Annotated in this window: 15 protein-coding genes; 5 read left to right on the top strand and 10 right to left on the bottom strand. The window is 73.7% G+C overall.

The window, feature by feature from the left end; genetic code table 11:
- Positions 1-3 precede the first annotated feature (3 nt).
- Together FKD65_RS16420 and FKD65_RS16415 are read left to right on the top strand one after the other, a co-directional pair.
- Positions 4-447: a DUF742 domain-containing protein gene (locus FKD65_RS16420; protein ID WP_141578328.1), complete on the top strand. Its 444-nt coding sequence runs from the start codon at positions 4-6 to the stop codon at positions 445-447.
- Positions 428-1060 (top strand): ATP/GTP-binding protein, encoded by a 633-nt coding sequence (locus FKD65_RS16415; protein ID WP_141578327.1) that lies wholly within the window; start codon positions 428-430, stop codon positions 1058-1060. Before FKD65_RS16420 ends, FKD65_RS16415 begins: the two co-directional genes overlap by 20 nt.
- A gap of 239 nt (positions 1061-1299) precedes the next feature.
- Here the strand turns inward: FKD65_RS16415 and FKD65_RS16410 are convergent, their stop codons facing one another.
- The gene (locus FKD65_RS16410; protein ID WP_205718680.1) at positions 1300-1806 is read right to left on the bottom strand and encodes a helix-turn-helix domain-containing protein; all 507 of its coding nucleotides are present in this window, start codon (positions 1804-1806) and stop codon (positions 1300-1302) included.
- Positions 1807-1871: 65 nt separating this feature from the next.
- Between FKD65_RS16410 and FKD65_RS16405 the strand changes: the two genes are divergently transcribed.
- Positions 1872-3308: an MFS transporter gene (locus FKD65_RS16405; RefSeq protein ID WP_141578326.1), complete on the top strand. Its 1437-nt coding sequence runs from the start codon at positions 1872-1874 to the stop codon at positions 3306-3308.
- A 592-nt stretch (positions 3309-3900) separates the two neighbouring features.
- Here FKD65_RS16405 and FKD65_RS16400 read toward each other — a convergent pair.
- From FKD65_RS16400 to FKD65_RS16385, 4 genes are all read right to left on the bottom strand, one after another.
- Positions 3901-4125 carry a helix-turn-helix transcriptional regulator gene (locus tag FKD65_RS16400; protein ID WP_141578325.1) on the bottom strand — a complete coding sequence of 75 codons (225 nt, stop codon included), beginning with the start codon at positions 4123-4125 and terminating at the stop codon, positions 3901-3903.
- Positions 4125-4730 (bottom strand): DUF2975 domain-containing protein, encoded by a 606-nt coding sequence (locus FKD65_RS16395; RefSeq protein ID WP_141578324.1) that lies wholly within the window; start codon positions 4728-4730, stop codon positions 4125-4127. The genes FKD65_RS16400 and FKD65_RS16395 overlap by 1 nt, the downstream gene beginning before the upstream one ends.
- A gap of 104 nt (positions 4731-4834) precedes the next feature.
- Positions 4835-5428 carry a hypothetical protein gene (locus tag FKD65_RS16390; protein ID WP_141578323.1) on the bottom strand — a complete coding sequence of 198 codons (594 nt, stop codon included), beginning with the start codon at positions 5426-5428 and terminating at the stop codon, positions 4835-4837.
- Positions 5425-6696: a hypothetical protein gene (locus FKD65_RS16385; RefSeq protein ID WP_141578322.1), complete on the bottom strand. Its 1272-nt coding sequence runs from the start codon at positions 6694-6696 to the stop codon at positions 5425-5427. Before FKD65_RS16385 ends, FKD65_RS16390 begins: the two co-directional genes overlap by 4 nt.
- Before the next feature lie 271 nt (positions 6697-6967).
- Here FKD65_RS16385 and FKD65_RS16380 point away from each other — a divergent pair, with 271 nt between their 5' ends.
- Entirely contained in the window at positions 6968-7777 is an 810-nt protein-coding gene (locus FKD65_RS16380; RefSeq protein ID WP_141578321.1) for a DUF6338 family protein, read from the top strand.
- A 3-nt stretch (positions 7778-7780) separates the two neighbouring features.
- Here FKD65_RS16380 and FKD65_RS16375 read toward each other — a convergent pair whose 3' ends face one another.
- Entirely contained in the window at positions 7781-11287 is a 3507-nt protein-coding gene (locus FKD65_RS16375) for an indolepyruvate ferredoxin oxidoreductase family protein (protein WP_141578320.1), read from the bottom strand.
- Positions 11288-11390: 103 nt separating this feature from the next.
- On the opposite strand from FKD65_RS16375, the gene FKD65_RS16370 reads away from it, so the two are divergent.
- Positions 11391-11888, top strand: coding sequence for an Lrp/AsnC family transcriptional regulator (locus FKD65_RS16370; protein ID WP_141578319.1), 498 nt, complete (start codon positions 11391-11393; stop codon positions 11886-11888).
- A gap of 21 nt (positions 11889-11909) precedes the next feature.
- On the opposite strand, the gene FKD65_RS44250 is transcribed toward FKD65_RS16370, so the two are convergent.
- From FKD65_RS44250 to FKD65_RS16350, 4 genes are all read right to left on the bottom strand, one after another.
- The gene (locus FKD65_RS44250) at positions 11910-12650 is read right to left on the bottom strand and encodes a hypothetical protein (RefSeq protein WP_168221064.1); all 741 of its coding nucleotides are present in this window, start codon (positions 12648-12650) and stop codon (positions 11910-11912) included.
- Positions 12651-13014: 364 nt separating this feature from the next.
- On the bottom strand, positions 13015-13794 hold the full coding sequence (locus tag FKD65_RS16360; RefSeq protein ID WP_141578317.1) for an SDR family NAD(P)-dependent oxidoreductase: 780 nt from the start codon (positions 13792-13794) through the stop codon (positions 13015-13017).
- An 80-nt stretch (positions 13795-13874) separates the two neighbouring features.
- Positions 13875-15260: a sigma-70 family RNA polymerase sigma factor gene (locus FKD65_RS16355; protein WP_141578316.1), complete on the bottom strand. Its 1386-nt coding sequence runs from the start codon at positions 15258-15260 to the stop codon at positions 13875-13877.
- Positions 15253-16485, bottom strand: coding sequence for a PP2C family protein-serine/threonine phosphatase (locus FKD65_RS16350; protein ID WP_205718679.1), 1233 nt, complete (start codon positions 16483-16485; stop codon positions 15253-15255). Before FKD65_RS16350 ends, FKD65_RS16355 begins: the two co-directional genes overlap by 8 nt.
- Between the last annotated feature and the right edge of the window lie 10 nt (positions 16486-16495).

The following is a 16495-nucleotide window of genomic DNA, read 5'->3' as shown; positions in this document are numbered from 1 at the left end:
GCCATGGACCCCAGTAGCGGGCCCGGTGCTCCCCGGGGTCCCGGCCGGGAACGGTGGCTCGACGCCGCCGCCGGACCGATCGTCCGCCCCTACGCGGTGACGCGCGGCCGCACCCGGCCGAGCGGCGAGCCGCTCGACATCGTGGCGATCCTCGTCGCGACCGGGCGGCCGCCGCCCGAGCCCGGCCGGCTCTCGCGCCAGCAGCGCGGGCTGCTGGCGCTGTGCCGGCGCCCGCACGCCCTCGCCGACCTCGCCTCGGACCTGGACCTGCCGTTCGGCGTGATCCGGGTGCTGGCCGGCGACCTGATCGACTCCGGCCTCCTGGAAGTCCAGCGATGGTCCCCCGCGCCGTCGCCGACCGGGCAGTTCGGCCAGGCGACCGCGCTCCAGCCGCACAACGACCCGAACCTGCTCAGGAGGGTGCTCGATGAACTCCGCGCGCTCTGACGCCCCGCCCCCCGCCACCGCGGAACCGGACGAGCCCGACGACCGGGCGGACGGCCCGCGCGTCGCGCTGAAGATCCTCGTCGCCGGGGGGTTCGGCGTCGGGAAGACGACGCTGGTCGGCGCGGTCAGCGAGATCCGGCCGCTGCGCACCGAGGAGGCGCTGACCGACGTGAGCGTCGGCGTCGACGACCTCGACGGCGTGGCCGCCAAGACCACCACGACCGTGGCGATGGACTTCGGCCGGATCACGCTGCGCGACGGCGTCGCCATCTACCTGTTCGGGACGCCCGGCCAGGAGCGGTTCTGGTTCATGTGGAACGAGCTGTCGCGCGGCGCGCTCGGCGCCGTCGTCCTCGCCGACACGCGGCGGCTGATGGCGAGCTTCGCCTCGATCGACTACTTCGAGCGCAAGGGCACGCCGTTCGTCGTCGCCGTCAACTGCTTCGACGACGCCGACCGCTACGAGCCGCCCGAGATCCGGACGGCGCTCGACATCGACCCCCACGTCCCCATCCTGCTGTGCGACGCGCGCCGGACCGTGTCGGCGAAGCAGGTGCTCGTCTCGCTGGTCGAGCACGCGCTGCGGCTCGCCGGGGGCACCCGGCACGCGTAGTCTCAAAGTCCCGGCTGTGTTTATTCAGTCCCGGCCCACTTCGCTCGCCTGGCGGCTGTGTTTACTCAGTCCCGGCCCACTGCGCTCGCCTGGCGGCTCGCTGCGTGACCGTGCCTGGGCGAACGCGGCATCGCTTCGCGATCTGCCCGGCTCCGCTCGCCTCCGGCTTCGCTCCACCGGGCAGGTCACGCGTTCGCGCGCGTAGGTGCGGCCACTTCGCGGCTGGGCCTGGTCGCCGGTCAGCCTCCGGTTCTGCCGGGCTCGCCGTCCGCCGTGCTGGGCGGGCCCATGACGATCTCGTCCACCGCCACGTCATGGCCGTCCGCGCATCTGACCTGCGCCGTCACGCGCTCGTCGCAGCGGGCGTGCGTCAGCATGACCTGGCGGCCCTCCTCGTGGGGGAGGTAGGTCTCGCCCCACTCCATGAGGCTGACGAGGGTGGGCGCGAGGTCCAGGCCCATCTTCGTCAGGTGGTACTCGTAGCGCGTGCGCTGCCCCGGCTCCTGGTAGGGCTCCCTGGTGAGCAGGCCGGCGTCGACGAGGTGCCGCAGCCGGGCGGTGACGGCCGACTCCGTCATGCCGAGGTTGCGGACGAAGTCGCCGAATCGGTTGGTCCCGAAGAAGGCCTCGCTGAGCACCAGCACCGCCGACGGCGGGCCGAGCGCGGCGAGCGTCCTCGCGACCGGGCAGTTCTGCATCGACCAGGCGTCGCGGTCGGCGAAATGCCCTTCCAGTGTGATTGTCACCGTTCCACTATAAACCTGCTGACTTTGCTTGACCAAAGTCAGGGCGCTCGCTAGCCTCCCTGACTATGGTGGAACAAAGTCAGGTGCGCGGCGCGGGACGGGTCCGCAGGGGCCCGGTGCTCGCGGTGCTCTCCGTCGCCTCCTTCATGGCGGGCCTCGACCTGTTCATCGTCAACGTGGCGTTCACCGACATCGGCCGCGACTTCGCCGGGGAGTCGATGGCCGACCTGTCGTGGGTGCTCAACGGATACGCGATCGTCTTCGCCGCGCTGCTGGTGCCGCTCGGCAGGCTCGCCGACCGCTACGGCCGCAAGGCGGGCCTCCTGCTCGGTCTCACCGTCTTCACCCTCGCCTCCCAGGCCTGCGCCGCCGCCCCCTCGCTGTGGTGGCTCGTGGCCTTCCGCGTCCTGCAGGCCGCGGGAGCCGCGGCGCTCATCCCCACCAGCCTCGGCCTCCTGCTGTCGGCGTTCCCGGCCGAGCGCCGGGGCGGCGCGGTGCGGATCTGGTCCGCGGCCTCGGCGATCGCCGCCGCCGCCGGACCCGCGGTCGGCGGCGTCCTCGTCGACGCCTCCTGGCGCTGGGTGTTCGAGGTCAACGTCCCCATCGGGATCGCGGCGGTGCTGCTCGCGGCCCGCCTCGTCCCCGACTCGCGCGAGGGCCGGTCCGCTCGCGTCCCCGACCTCGCCGGCACCGCCGTGGCGACCGCGGCGATCGCGCTGCTGGCGCTCGGCCTGGTGAAGATCAACGACTGGCCGGGCGAGCGGACCACCATCGTGGTCGCCGTCGCGCTGCTCGCGCTCACCTGGTTCTGGCTGCGCTCCCTGCGCCACCCGGCCCCGGTGATCGAGCCCGCGCTGCTGGCCGTCCGCACCTTCTTCTGGTCCAACGCCGCGGTGCTGCTGTTCACCGTCGCGTTCGCCGCCAACCTGCTGCTCGGCGTGCTGTGGATGCAGCAGGTCTGGCACTACACGCCCATCCGCACCGGGCTCGCCGTCGCGCCCGGGCCGCTGATGGTCCCCGTCATGGCGCTCATCGCCGGCCGCCTCGCGGCGCGCGTCCCGGTCGGCCTGATCACCGCCGTCGGATGCACGCTCTGCGCGTTCGGCGTCGTCATGATCGCGATGAGCCTCGGCCCGGAGCCGGCCTACGCGACGCAGATGCTGCCGGGCTGGCTCATCGGCGGGACGGGCGTCGGCCTGGCCCTGCCCACCATCCTGTCCGCCGCGGCGGTCGAGCTGCCGTCCCACCGCTACGCCACGGGCAGCGCCGTGGTGAACATGAGCCGGCAGATCGGCGCCGTCCTCGGCGTCAGCCTCGCCGTCGCGGTCCTCGGCACCCCGCGCGGCTACCCCGAAGCCCACACCGCCTACGTCCACGCTTGGCTGATGGTCGGCGCGTTCATGGTGATCGCCGCGATCGCCGCCCTTGGCATGACCCCGCGCCGGCTCCGGCCGTCCAGTCCCGTCCCCGAGCCAGAAACGGAAGTGATCGCCCGCGCCTGATACCCCTCCTTGACACGGGAAACGGGCGAAGCCTTGACCCGGACCGCGAGGCCCGGTTCGTCCGTACCCCGCACAGCAGGCACCTCATCCGGAGAGGTGCCTGCTGTATTTATTGTGTTTTTTTGGGCGGTCGGCGCCTTGGGGGCGCCGACCGCCCAAAAAAACACGTGCGATTGCTGCATCGCCTCGGCTCGCCTGGCGGCTCACTCGGCGATCAGGTTCTCGCAGGCTCGAACCTGGCTTCGCTCGCAATCGCGGTGGTTTGGGTTGTTGGTGGTTGCTGTAGTGGTCGGGGTCTTCGCGTCCGGTGGTTGCGGGTGTCGCGTCCGACGGTTGCGGGTTCGCCTCGGTTCGCCTGGCGGCTCACCTGGCAAGCGGGACTGTTGCGAAGTGGCTCGGCCCCGCGCGCGAACGCGTGACCTGGCCGGTGCCGCGAAGCCGGAGGCGAGCGGCACCGGGCAGATCGCGAAGCGATGCCGCGTTCGCCCAGGCACGGTCACGCAGCGAGCCGCCAGGCGAGCGGAGTGGGCCGGGACTGAGTAAACACAGCCGCTAGGCGAGCGGAGTGGGCCGGGACTGTTGAAAACACAGCTTATTCGTCGGTGAAGGAGAGGATGTCGCCGGGCTGGCAGCCTAGTTCTCGGCAGAGGGCGCTGAGGGTGGTGAAGCGGATGGCCTTGGCGCGGCCGTTCTTCAGGATGGAGAGATTGACGGGTGTCACGCCTACGCGTTCGGCCAGCTCGACTAGGGTGATGCCTCGCTCGGCCAGGACGGCGTCCAGGTGGACGGTGATCTGGTGGGGGTCCTCGGGCGGCATCAGACCAGGCCCTCGGTGTCCTCGCGCAGGCGGGTGCCGTGGCCGAACGCTCCCGCCAGGGCGGCTATGAGGATGGCCAGGACGACGGTCGAGGCCTGGACCGTGAAGCCGATCTCGATCGCCGACTCCAGCGGGGTGCCGCCGACCAGCGCGTCCGTGGTGAGCATGTCCAGGGCGGGGGCGGCGATGCCCAGCAGCAGGACGGTGGTGGAGATCGTGAAGAGCCGCCGCATGTTCGCCGGGACGAACACGTCCCCGGAACGGAACGTCGAGGCCATCCGCATCAGGAGCGACAGGATCACGATGATCAGCACGCCGCGGGCGACCTCGGGGGCGGCGAGCAGCACGCGGTCCCGCAGTCCGGGGTCGCCGAACGCCAGCTCGGCGTGGTGGGTGCCGCGCAGGGTCGCTCCGCCGGAGGCGAGGTGCGGCACCTGCGCGGTGGTGTCGAGGCGGACGTCGCGGGTGTCGACCGGCGGGAAGGGGCCGGTCACGCCGAGGACCGGGAAGAGGACCTGGAAGAGCCCGACCAGCAGCAGGCCGAGCCCGATGACCAGTTCCAGGATCTGGCTGTCGACTCGCGTCCAGAGCGTCTTGAGGGCCATGCGCGTCTCCTTGAGGGGGGCATATCGTTTTTCGATAGTAACGATAAACGATATGTCGCTGTCAAGGCCTCGGCCGTGAAGGGGTGCGGAGGCGAGCGCTGCGGTCAGACGGGCGCGCCGTCGAGGATCAGGCGCAGCTCCTCGGCGCGGCCGCCGGCGATCGCGCCCTCACGGGTGCGGGTGGCGATCTTGTGTCTCAGGCCGGCGACGTCGGCGCGGACGCGGTCCAGGCTGCGGCCCCGGCGGTCGAGGATCCCCTCGATCACGTTGCCGAGGTCGAGGCCCACGTCGTCGCGGACCTCCCCGGCGGCCACGCCCTCGTCCACGGCGCGGCGCAGCCTCAGCAGGGCGTCGTCGACGCCCCTTCCGGGGGGTGGTGTCGACCTGGCGGGCGGTTTCCCGGGGGACGTCGTCGGCGGGGTGTACGGGGGAGGCGGGTCCGAGGGGATCGACTCGGGTGGTCGCCAAGGGGTCGCCGCGCTCGACGGTGCGGACGGGGAGGCCGCCTGGAGCGGGAGCAGCCGTCCGGCGGAGCCGTCCCGGCTGGAGACGGTGTCGCCGATCCCGAGGACGAGCACGGTCGCCGCCACGATCGTGGCGGCGACGCCGGCCAGCGCGAGCCAGGGGAAGCGGACGCCGGACGCGGCGCGGGGGAGGTCCTCGCGCCGCCACTTCGCGGTCTCCTGCTCGCCGGTCATGCCGGCACGGTCGCGAGGACCCGGTTCAACTCGTCCGCCAGGCCGGGGGACAGGCCGCGCTCCCGCAGGCGAGTGACGATCTTGTTGTGCAGTTCGGCGATCCGTCCGCCCAGGTCGACGTCGCGGTCGGTGGTGAGGTCGTTCTCCAGGTTCGTGATGACGTTGTTGAGGTCGATCGCGACATCGGAGCGGATCTCGCCGGAGGCGTAGCCGCGGCTGACGATGGGACGCAGCCGCCCCAGCGCGTCGGTGACGCGGGGGGCGCTGACCGTTGGCGGCGCCGGTTTCTCCGTCAGCGCCGGGTCCGGGGGCGGAGCCTGGGTCCGCGTCAAGGGCGCGGCGCTCGTCTGCGCGGTCGGCGGGACGGCGACCGGGGACCGCGGCGCCGACAGCAGGACGGCGGCGGCGGCCGTCGCCGGGATCGCCGTCACGAGGGCGAGCGCGGCGAGGCGGGCGCCCGCGCGGCGGGACCGGCGGGGCGGCGGGGGCGGCGGGGGTAGGGCCCTGGTCCGGTCTCCGGGGTGCGCGGCGGTTCCGGAGGCGATGAAGACGGCGCTCGGCGGCTCCTCGTCGCAGGCGAGGAGATCGGCGATCTCGGCGGCGGTCGGAGCGTCCCGGCCCGCGCAGCGGGCGGCGAGCGCGGACAGCTCCTCGGGCGCCCCGGGCACGACGCAGGCGGTCAGGACGGCTCCGAGGGCGCGCACGTCGGCGGCCCTGGCCGCGGCCGGCGCGTCCTCGGCGCGCCCGGCCTTCCCGTCCTCGGCGGCGCGGGCGCCGCGGATGACGCCGCCGATGCCGGTGTCGACGACCTTCACGTCCACGTCGGCCTCGCCGTAGACGAGGATGACCTTCTCCGGCCTCAGGTCGCCGTGCGACACGCCGGCGGCGTGCGCGGCCTCCAACGCGCCGGCGATCCGGCCGCAGACGGCGGCCGCCTCGGGCGCGGGGAGCGGCCCGCGCCGCAGCCGGTCGGCGAGGGTCTCGCCGGCCAGGAACTCGGTCACGACGAAGGACGCGAGCCGTCCGGACGCGTCGCGGGTCTGGTCGCTGTCGTAGACCGTCTCCACCGCGGCGTGGGAGAGCCCGGCGGCCCGGTTCACCCCCCACCGGAAGGCCCGGTGCCGGCGGGCGTCCGCGCTCGCCAGGACCTTCACCGCGACGGGGCGGCCCAGCAGCTCGTCCCAGGCGCGCCAGACCTCCGTCGCCTCGTCGTCGTCGAGGCGCTCCACGAGGCGGTAGCGCTCCGTCAGCCGCAAGCCCGTTTCCACTCGACGTCACCCTCGTCGCACTCCGGTGCCGGGCGTGGTCCCCGGCTCGCCAGGAGGTACGCGCCGCGGGACCGGCGGGGTTCGACCGGCCCGCCCGCGGCCGGGACGAGCGCGCGGAGAAGGCATTTCCGAACGGCCCCGGAAATGGAACGGCAATTGGACCGGAAGTCAATTGTCTTGATATTGAGAATCCCGGGGCCAACTGACAGGATCTGAACCTCATGACCCCCGACTCAGGGCAGGGGTGACCATGACCGAAGGCTCCATTGCCGTGCCTGTAGCGCTGCTCGCATTGGCGGCGGTTCCGGGCCTGCATTTCGATCTGGTGCGCGGCCGCCGGGAACGGTCCCGTCCGGGAGAGGCGCTGCCGCGGTTCTCCCGCGTGGTGGTCGCCGGGACGGCGGTCACGACCGTGACGTCGATCCTGCTCGGCGTGCTGGGACAGGCCGCGGTGCCGAGCCCGCGCCGTTTCCTGGACGAGGGCGGCGGTGCGGTCCCGCCCCTCGCGGCGGCGTGGGCGGTGTGCTGTTTCCTCGCGCTTTCCCTCACGCTTTCCTCGCTGGCGGCGGCCGTTCTCGCGCGGCTGGAGAATCTCCCGGGACCGCTGCCCGCCGCGGCCCGTCCGGCCACCGGTGCGCGCTCCGATTACGCCGACCGCGACGTCGAACTCGAAATCACGCTGAACAGCGGCGAGACCTTTCGCGGACTCCTCGGGGAGGAATCGGCGGCGCGGGGGCGCGACCCGTCCTTCATCACCCTGTGCGGCCCCATCTTCCGGCTCGACGGGCACGGCGGGCCGCTGCCGCTGGACGCGCTGCACTGGGACCGGATGGTCGTGCCGACGCGGGCGGTCAACAGCGTCCTGGTGCGCCCGGTGGAGGAGCAGCCGCCCCCGCCGCCGACGCTGCGCGGCGTCCCGTCCCGGCACTCCGCGCCGCGCCTGCACCCGGCCGACCAGCTCAAGGTCCTCGTCGAGCAGTGCTACGCCTACCGGCTCGTGCCCGGCGCCCTCGCCAAGCTGCTGGCCCTGGAGCTGGTGGTGATCGCGCTGGCCGGGGCGGTGGCCGGCGCGATCACCTGAGCGTCACACCCGGCTCGGCGACCGCTCGGCCCGCCACGCGGCGAGCAGCTCGCGCAGGCTCTCCTCGTACCGGGCGACGTTCGCGGTCTTGACGTCCTCGTAGCCGCGGATCATGTCCGGCAGCTCGGCGATCCGGACGGCGGTGTCGAGCCGGCCGTCGCCGGCGTCGCCCGCCTCCAGGCCGGCCACCAGCTCGTTCACCACCGCGACGTACCCGGTGACGAGGCGCCGCTCGGCCCGCCGCTGCGCGGTGGCGCCGAACGGGTCGAGCGGGGTGCCGCGCAGCCGCCGCATCGCGCGCAGCGCGCGGAACGCCGGCCGGGCCGTGCGGCGCAGCGCGATCTTCCTGTCCACGCCGACGGCCCGCAGCAGCGGCGGGTGCAGCATGTACGCGACCGTGGAGCCGGGCCCGAACTGCTCCTCGACGCGCCGGGTGAGCTCCGGGTCGAGGTGCAGGCGGGCCACCTCGTACTCGTCCTTGTAGGCCATCAGCTTGTGCAGGTTGCGCGCGACGGCGACCGCGAGCCGCGGCTCTCCCGCGCCCGCGGCCTCCTCGGCCCCGGCGACGCGCAGGACCGCGTCCAGGTACCGCTTGGCGAGCGCCAGGTTCTGGTACGCGGCGAGGTCGGGCACCCGGATCCGCAGGACGCGGGCGAGCTCGCCGTCCACGCCGGACGCGTCGACGAGGTCCATCGCCGCCGACGCGGTCGAGTCCAGCGGGCGCGGCGCGACCTGCGCGGCCCCCGCCGTGGGGGAGGCGTCCCGGCCTTCCGGTTCGAGCACCAGCCGGCGTCCCGCGCGGAACGCCTGGATGTTCGCCTCCACCTGCACGCCGTTCAGCGTGAGCGCCTCCTCGACGGCCTTCGCCGACAGCGGCAGCAGCCCCGCCTGGTAGGCGGCGCCGACCACCACGAAGTTCGCGGTGGTCGTGCTCCCGAACCAGCGCTCGGCGAGCGCGAGGGCGTCGAGCGCGACCAGCCGGTCCGCCCGGGTGCGCTCGGCGATCCGCTTGACCAGGGACGCGCTCGGCGGCAGCGACGCCGAGGTGTCGACGATCATCCGCCCGGTCGGCACCTCGCTGGTCGACACGACCGCGGCGGTCCGCTCCGGCGCGCAGCGGCGCAGGTTGGTCTCCGACGTCCCGGCCAGCGAGTCGAACACCAGGTAGGCGTCGGCGCCGCCCGCGCCGACCATGCCCGGCCGGTCCCGGTCGGCGGTCCCGATGCGCAGGTGCGACACGACCGCGCCGGCCTTCTGGCTGAGCCCGGTCTGGTCGAGCGCGCGGGCGTGGCGGCCGTCGATGAGGGCCGCGGTGGCGAGGACCTGGTTGACCGTCACGACGCCGGTGCCGCCGATGCCGACGAGCAGCACGTCCGCCGACTCGGGACGCGTCTGCGGCTCCTCCAGCTCGCCGATCGGCGCCAGGGTCCGCGCCGCCTTCGGCTTGTCACCGGGGACGACCGTGACGAACGAGGGGCAGTCGCCGTCCACGCACGAGTAGTCCTTGTTGCAGGACGTCTGGTTGATCTGCGTCTTGCGGCCGAACTCGGTCTCGACCGGCTCCACGCTGAGGCAGTTCGACTTGCTGCCGCAGTCGCCGCACCCCTCGCAGACCGCCTCGTTGATCAGCACGCGGGTCTGCGGGTCGGGGGCGAGGCCGCGCTTGCGCTTGCGCCGCGTCTCGGCCGCGCACGCCTGGTCGTAGAGCAGCACGGTCACGCCGGGGATCTCGCGCAGCTCCCGCTGGACGGCGTCGAGGTCGTCGCGGTGCCGGACCCGGACGCCGGGCGCCCAGTCGGTGCCGCGCGGGTAGCGGGACGGGTCGTCCGCCACCACCACGATCTTCGCGACGCCCTCGGCGTGCAGCATCCGGGTGATCGCGGCCGGATCGGAGCCGCCGTCGGCGTCCTGCCCGCCCGTCATCGCCACGGCCGCGTTGTAGAGGATCTTGAAGGTGATGCTGGTCCCGGCGGCCACGGCCTGCCGGACCGCGAGGCTCCCGGAGTGGAAGAACGTCCCGTCGCCGAGGTTCTGGAACATGTGCCCGGTCTCGGAGAACGGCGCCGCGCCGACCCACATCGCGCCCTCGCCGCCCATCTGCGTAGTGCCGATGCTGCGGTCGGTGAACACGGTCATCACGTGGCAGCCGATGCCGCTCGCCGCGACCGACCCGTCCGGGACGACCGTCGACCGGTTGTGGGGGCAGCCCGAGCAGAAGTAGGGGGTGCGCGCCGGGGCGAGCAGGTTGATCTGCGGCTTGCGGGGCCTCAGCACGGCGTCGCGCAGGTCCACGTGCTCCTCGCCGACGCGGTCGGCGAGCAGCCTGGCGAGGGCCTTCACGAGCCGGTCGGCGTCGAGGCCGCCGTCGGCCGGGAGCAGGCCGGCGCCGTCCGGGCCGTTCTTGCCGTACACGGCGGGGCGCTCCGCGAGGTCGTACAGGACGTCCCGGATCTGCGTCTCGACGAACGCCCGCTTCTCCTCCACGACGACGATCTCGCGCAGCCCCCGGGCGAACTCGCGGATCCGGTCTGCGTCCAGCGGGTAGATCAGGCCGAGGCGCAGCAGCCGGACGCCCCGGCGGGCGAGGGCCTCGTCGTCCAGCCCGAGCCGGTCGAGGGCCTCGCGCAGCTCCACGTAGGTGCGCCCCGCGGCGACCAGCCCGATGACGGCGTCGCCGGCGGCGCCCTCGATCCGGTCGAGGCCGTTGGCTGCGGCGTACGCCGTCGCGGCCTGGAGGCGGCCCTGGAGGACCTCGGTTTCGAGGGCGTTCGTGCCCTTCAGGTCGACGCCCGGCTTGCGCGTCGGCTTCCACGGCCGGCCGCGCCACGCGAACTCGGGGTACACCGGGTCGGGCACCGGCTCCACGTCCACGATCTCGTGGGAGTCGGCGACGTCCGTCACGAGCTTGAAGCCGGTCCACGCCCCGCTGAAGCGGGACATCTCGAACCCGTGCCGTCCGAGGCGCAGCAGGTCGCCCACCGACGCGGGGACCAGCACCGGCATGAACGCCTCCGCGAGCGCGCCCTCCGTCGCCGACGGCAGCGTGGACGACTTCGCGGACGGGTCGTCGCCCACCACCGCGAGCACCCCGCCGCGCTCCGACGTCCCGAGCCAGTTCGCGTGCTTGAACGCGTCCAGCGACCGGTCGACCCCGGGCGCCTTGCCGTACCAGAGCCCGAACACGCCCTCGAAGCGCGGCCCGGGCAGGTGATCGACGAGCTGCGACCCGTACACGGCCGTCGCCGCCAGTTCCTCGTTCACGCCCGGCACGAACCGGATGTCGTGGCCCTCCAGCAGCTTCGCGTCGCGCACCAGCTGCTGGTCGAGGCCGCCGAGCGGGGATCCGCGGTACCCGGAGACGAAGCCGGCGGTATGCCGGCCGCGCCGGGCGTCCGCGCGCCGCTGCTCCAGCAGCAGCCGGACGAGGGCGTGCACCCCGCCGATCGCGATCCGGCCGCGCTCCAGTTCGAGCCGGTCGCGGAGGGGGGAGGAGGAAACGGTGGTGCTCATGCTTGCATTGAGCCCCTCTTGCTGAGCGGAGTGCAAGATGGTGGGACGATAGTTGAGCAGATTGCTCAAGTCAGAACCGAGTTACCCGCCGGAGCTGAGCGTTGTGACCCGTACCACCCTCCTCGACCTGCAGATCCTCCGCCGCCTCGTCGAGCAGCCCCGCATCGGCGTCACCGAACTGGCCGCCAAGCTCGGCATAGCCCGCAACACCGCGCACGCCAGGGTGGAGCGCCTCGAACGCGAGGGCGTCATCGGCCACCGCGGCCGCGAGGTCGACCTCGGCGCCATCGGCTTCGAGTTGACGGCCTTCGTCACCCTGGAGGTCGCCCAGGGCCGGCTGCGCGAGGCCGCCGTCGCGCTCTCGGCGATCCCGCGGGTGCTGGAGGTCCTCGGGATCACCGGCCAGGGCGACCTCCTCGTCCGCGCCGTCGCCCCCAACGGCAAGCAGCTCCACGAGGTGATCGACTCGATCCTGGCCTGCCCCGGCGTCCGCCGCAGCACCACCTCGATCGTCCTGACCCACCAGGTCCCGTTCCGCGTCGGCCCCCTTCTGGAGGACGAGGAGAAGCGCGCCCGCGCCGACTCCCGCAAGGCCGACTGACCCCGGCGGCCCGGTTCGGGATCAGCGGATCGTGACGCGGACGCCTCCGTACGCGAGGCGCCCGCCGCTGTCGTCGACCGCGACGATCAGCGCCGGGCCGGGCTCGAGCGCCTCGTAGAACGGTGCGTCCCGCCCGTCCGGGGCACGAATGGATCCCACGGCACCGCGGGTCTCGCTCGTGCGCCGTATGACGGCGTATGCGAGGGGAGACGCGGTCGCCGCACGCAGGCGGGGGCGCTCGTCCACGGTGGTCCCCTCGGCGGGCTCCAGAATGCGGACGGTGGCGGCGGGCACCGGGTCGACGCGCCCATCGGCGGAGCCGTCCGCCATGGTGTGGACGGTGACGGCTCCGACCGCCCGCAGGTTGCGCTTCTCCACGAGCAGGTAGAGGTACAGGCTGGGCGTGCCGCGCCCCTGCGTCTCCACCTGGAGGAGCCTCCAGTCCGCGGGCCCATGGGCGTCCAGGGCAAGCCGGGCGAGCGCCCCGTGCAGCCCCTTCACCGAGCCGTACCGCCGCTGCGCCTCGGGCGTCAGCAACCGCCACGCCGCCGCGGCATCGCGCCGGGCCACGGCGGTCCGCCACTCGCGGGGCACCCCGCTGATCCCGCTGGTGTCCGGCGGGGGCTTGCACCCGCACTCCCGAGGCCGATCGGACCCGTAGAGGACGATCACGACCGCCACGATCACTCCCGCCACGGCCACCGCCAGGACCGCGCACAGGAGCCATCGCCGAGCCGAGAACACCCGCCGAACACCCGCCACCGCCGCCCCCTTGCCTCTCCGGACGCCCGACTCGGACGCCCCCGCCCCCACCGAGGTTCCACAGCGGCCGGAATCCCCCTCCGCTGCGCTCGGGGCGCCGTTCAGTCGGCAGTGTCTTTGTGGGAGGCGACCCCCCACGCCCCCCGCCCGACTGAACGGCCTCCTCCGCTGCGCTCGGGGCGCCGTTCAGTCGGCAGTGTCTTTGTGGGGGGCGACCCCCCACGCCCCCCGCCCGACTGAACGGCCTCCTCCGCTGCGCTCGGGGCGCCGTTCAGTCGGCAGTGTCTTTGTGGGGGGGGGGGGGGCGACTGCCCACGCCCCCCGCCCGACTGAACGGCGCCCTCCGCTGCGCTCCGGGCGCCGTTCAGTCGGTGAAGATGCCCGCCGTCGCGTTCACGAAGGTGGCGGTGATCGCGGCGGCGCCGTCCGAGGCGAGGAAGGCGGCGGTGTCGGCGATCTGGGCGAGGGTGGGGGAGCGGCGCAGCATCCGCATCTCGGCGAGCCGCTTCATCAGCCCCTCGAAGGCGGCCTCGTCCAGGTCGGCGCCGTGCAGCGCGAGCTTCTCCCGCGTCATCGTCTCGGGGAGCCCGGCCGTCCAGATGCCGACGACGCGGACGCCGCTCGGGCCGCACTCCTGCGCCAGGTTCCGGACGAGCGTGTCGATCGCCGCGTCCGCCGGGCCGGTGCCGCCCATCATCGGGCTGCCCTTGGCCGAGCCGCTGTTCAGCGCGAGGATCACGCCCGAGCCCTGCTCGGACATGTGGCGCGCGGCGGTCCGGGCGGTGAGGAAGTTCGCGGTGATCCCGGTGGTGACCGGGCGCAGGAAGTCCTCGGCGGACACCGCGGTCAGCGGCATCCCGTGGACGTCGCCCCGCGAGACGAGGTTGAGCGACACGTCCAGGCTCCCGGACTCCTCGACCACGCGGCGGGCGTGCTCCTCGACGGCCTTCTCGTCCAGCGCGTCCACCACGGCGACCTCGGCGCGGCCGCCCGCGGCGGCGATGTCGGAGGCGACCGCCTCCAGGGTCGCGCGGGTCCGGCCGGCCAGGTGCACCGTCGCGCCGTGCCGGGCGAAGGTCCGGGCCACCGCGCCGCCGACCGAGCCGCCGCCGCCGTAGATGATCGCGTTCTTGTTCTCCAGCATTTCCCTGCTCCGTTCCTGTAGGGCGAACGGATATTGAGACGTACCCCGGCGGAGAAATCATCGCGGGCCGGGCCGGGAGGTCAGGGCGCCAGGGTGAGCGGGAGGCCGAAGGCGGGGAACAGGTGGGGCTCGAAGGAGGTGATCTCGGCGATCAGGCCGTCCTCCACGCGGAGGACGTCCATCACCTGGGCGCGGTAGACGCTGGTCCCGGGGCGCTGGACGTATCCGGCGACCGCCGGCTGCCCGTTGGCGCGGGTCGGGAGGTGCCGCCAGCGGCCGATATAGGCGGGGGAGGCGGGATCGAACGTCTGCCGCAGCATGCCGACGATCGCCTCGCGGCCGCCGAACCAGAGCGGGTTGGGCGGCATGGTGATCCGCACGTCGTCGCGCAGCATGGCCGCCATCGCGGTGGTGTCGCCCTCCACGGCGGCCTTCATGTACCGCGCGAGCAGGTCCCTTTCCGCCTCGGACGGGTCGGCGCCGCGCGCCCACCGTTCGCGCCGCCGCGGGAGGCGCTCGCGCAGCGCCGGGCGGGCCCGCTGGAGGGCGCTGTTCACCGAGGCCAGGCTCATGTCGAGGGCCGTCGCGGTGTCGGCGGCGGGCCAGCCGAGGAAGTCCCGCATGATCAGGACGGCGCGCTGGCGGGGCGGCAGGTGCTGGATCGCGGCGAGGAACGCCAGCTCCATCGTCTCCGACGACTCGGCCGCCGCCTCGGGCTGCGCGTCCGGGAACGGCTGCAGCCAGGGAAGGAACGGCGAGGCCTCCACCCCGTCCGTGGCCGGGACCGGCGAGGGCCCGTACTGCTGGGGGCGGCGCTCGTTGCGGCGCAGGAAGTCCAGCACCGTGTTCGTGGCGATCTTGTAGAGCCAGGCGCGGACGCTGGAGCGGCCCGCGAAGCCGTCGCGGTTCTTCCACGCCTTCAGCAGGACCTCCTGGACGAGGTCCTCGGAGTCGTCGTAGGAGCCGACCATCCGGTAGCAGTGCACTTGCAGCTCGCGGCGGTACGGCTCGACCAGCGCGGCGAAGTCCCATTCGTCACCGGTCCGGAGGGCCTCCGCCTCGGCCGATTCCGCCGCCTCGCCCGATTCCGTCACGGAGGCGTCCGTTACGGGTTCATCCGCGGCGGGGCCCCGCGCCGGGGGGCTTTCCGTCACGGGTTCCGGCGTTACGGTTCCCGCCGCGTCCCGGGCGACCCGGGCGATGCGGCGCAGCCGCCCCACCGAGGACGCCAGCGACTGCACGCCGGTGTAGAACGGCCCGGGCGCCTCCGGGGTGAGGCCGCGCACCTGGCGTTCGATGTCGGTGATCAGCTCGTGGACGGTCTCGCCGCCGGCCCGCCGCGTCCGGTACGCCTTCTGCCGGCACGCGGCCGAGCAGTACAGCGACGCCCGCCCCGGCCCGCCGGACGCGGGCGGCATGGCCCTGCCGCAGGTGCGGCATGCGCGCCCCGGCGCCGTGTCAGCCATCCCGGCCGTCCCGCGGGACGCGGCGCGCGAGCAGGAGGGCGACGTCGTCCTGCGCGGCCTCGCGGCCGATCAGCGCCGACATCACCGCCGCGCCGACCGCCTCGGGCGGGCCGGCGTAGGTCGCCTGGCACAACCGGGCGACGCCGTGGAGGATCGAGTCGTCCCGCCGCTCGACGAGCCCGTCGGTGTAGAAGCAGAGGAGGGCGCCCGGCGGCAGGTCGACGGTCTGGGTCCGGCGGGGGATGTCCTCGCCGAGGCCGATCAGGACGTCGAACTTCATGTCGAGCGGCTCCGCCGGCCCGTCCGGCAGCGCGATGACGGGCGGAGGGTGGCCCGCCGACGACAGCCGGACCTCTCCCGTCGCGCGGTCGAGGACCGCGTACAGGACGGTCGCCGTCGCCTCGGGTTCGAAGTGCAGCATCTTCCGGTTGAGCTTGCGCAGCACCTCGGCCGGATCGTCGTTGTCGAGCGCGTAGGCGCGCAGCGCGCTGCGCATCCGGCCCATGACGACGGCCGCCGGCAGCCCGTTGCCCGCCACGTCCCCGATGACGATGCCGATCTCCCCCGACGGGAGCGTGAACACGTCGTACCAGTCCCCGCCCACGACCGCCTTGCCGGGACGGTAGCGCGCGGCAAGTTCCAGCCCGGGGATCTCCGGCGGCGCGGACGGGATCAGGCTGCGCTGCAGTTCCAGCGCCCCGGCGCGCTCGGCGCGGCCGAGCATGGACTGCACCGCCGGCGCTGCGCGGGAGGCCGCGAGCTGGAGGAACCCGGTCTCCTCGGCGGTGAAACGGCGGTGGGAGAGCGTCCCGACGTGCATGACGCCGACCAGCGTCCCGCCCGTGACGAGCGGGACGCCGAGCAGCGAGTGCAGGCCCCGCTCGACGAGCAGCGGGTTGAACACGCCGGCGCTCGGCACGTCCGGGACGTAGACCGGCCGCCGCTCGGCGGCGACCCGCCCGGCGAACCCCTCGCCGACCGGGACGTGGGCGGCCTGGGCGACCTCTTCCTCGATGCCCTTCGCGGCGGTCGCCACGAGGAAGCGCTCCTGCCGGTCCAGGAGGAGCACGACGGCCGTGTCCACGCCCATGATGGCGCGGACGCGGTCGAGGAGGGTGTCGAGCAGCTCGTCCACGTCCATGTGGGCGAACGCCTCGTCGGTGATCGCCTGGATGTTGGCCAGCCTGCGGATCGCGCCCTCCGAGGCGCCCTCCGTGTTCTCCACCTTCACACCT

This window comes from Actinomadura sp. WMMA1423 (assembly GCF_006547145.1).
In the GTDB taxonomy this organism is placed as follows: domain Bacteria; phylum Actinomycetota; class Actinomycetes; order Streptosporangiales; family Streptosporangiaceae; genus Spirillospora.
The sequence above is the reverse complement of the archived record's forward strand: the minus strand, read 5'-3'. Positions and strand labels throughout refer to the sequence as shown.

Excerpts from the sequence above, each read along its gene's own strand:
- FKD65_RS16420 (WP_141578328.1), top strand. The coding sequence starts at position 4 with ATGGACCCCAGTAGCGGGCCCGGTGCTCCCCGGGGTCCCGGCCGGGAA.
- FKD65_RS16415 (WP_141578327.1), top strand. The coding sequence starts at position 428 with ATGAACTCCGCGCGCTCTGACGCCCCGCCCCCCGCCACCGCGGAACCG.
- FKD65_RS16405 (WP_141578326.1), top strand. The coding sequence starts at position 1,872 with ATGGTGGAACAAAGTCAGGTGCGCGGCGCGGGACGGGTCCGCAGGGGC.
- FKD65_RS16400 (WP_141578325.1), bottom strand. The coding sequence starts at position 4,125 with ATGCCGCCCGAGGACCCCCACCAGATCACCGTCCACCTGGACGCCGTC.
- FKD65_RS16395 (WP_141578324.1), bottom strand. The coding sequence starts at position 4,730 with ATGGCCCTCAAGACGCTCTGGACGCGAGTCGACAGCCAGATCCTGGAA.
- FKD65_RS16390 (WP_141578323.1), bottom strand. The coding sequence starts at position 5,428 with ATGACCGGCGAGCAGGAGACCGCGAAGTGGCGGCGCGAGGACCTCCCC.
- FKD65_RS16375 (WP_141578320.1), bottom strand. The coding sequence starts at position 11,287 with ATGAGCACCACCGTTTCCTCCTCCCCCCTCCGCGACCGGCTCGAACTG.
- FKD65_RS16360 (WP_141578317.1), bottom strand. The coding sequence starts at position 13,794 with ATGCTGGAGAACAAGAACGCGATCATCTACGGCGGCGGCGGCTCGGTC.
- FKD65_RS16355 (WP_141578316.1), bottom strand. The coding sequence starts at position 15,260 with ATGGCTGACACGGCGCCGGGGCGCGCATGCCGCACCTGCGGCAGGGCC.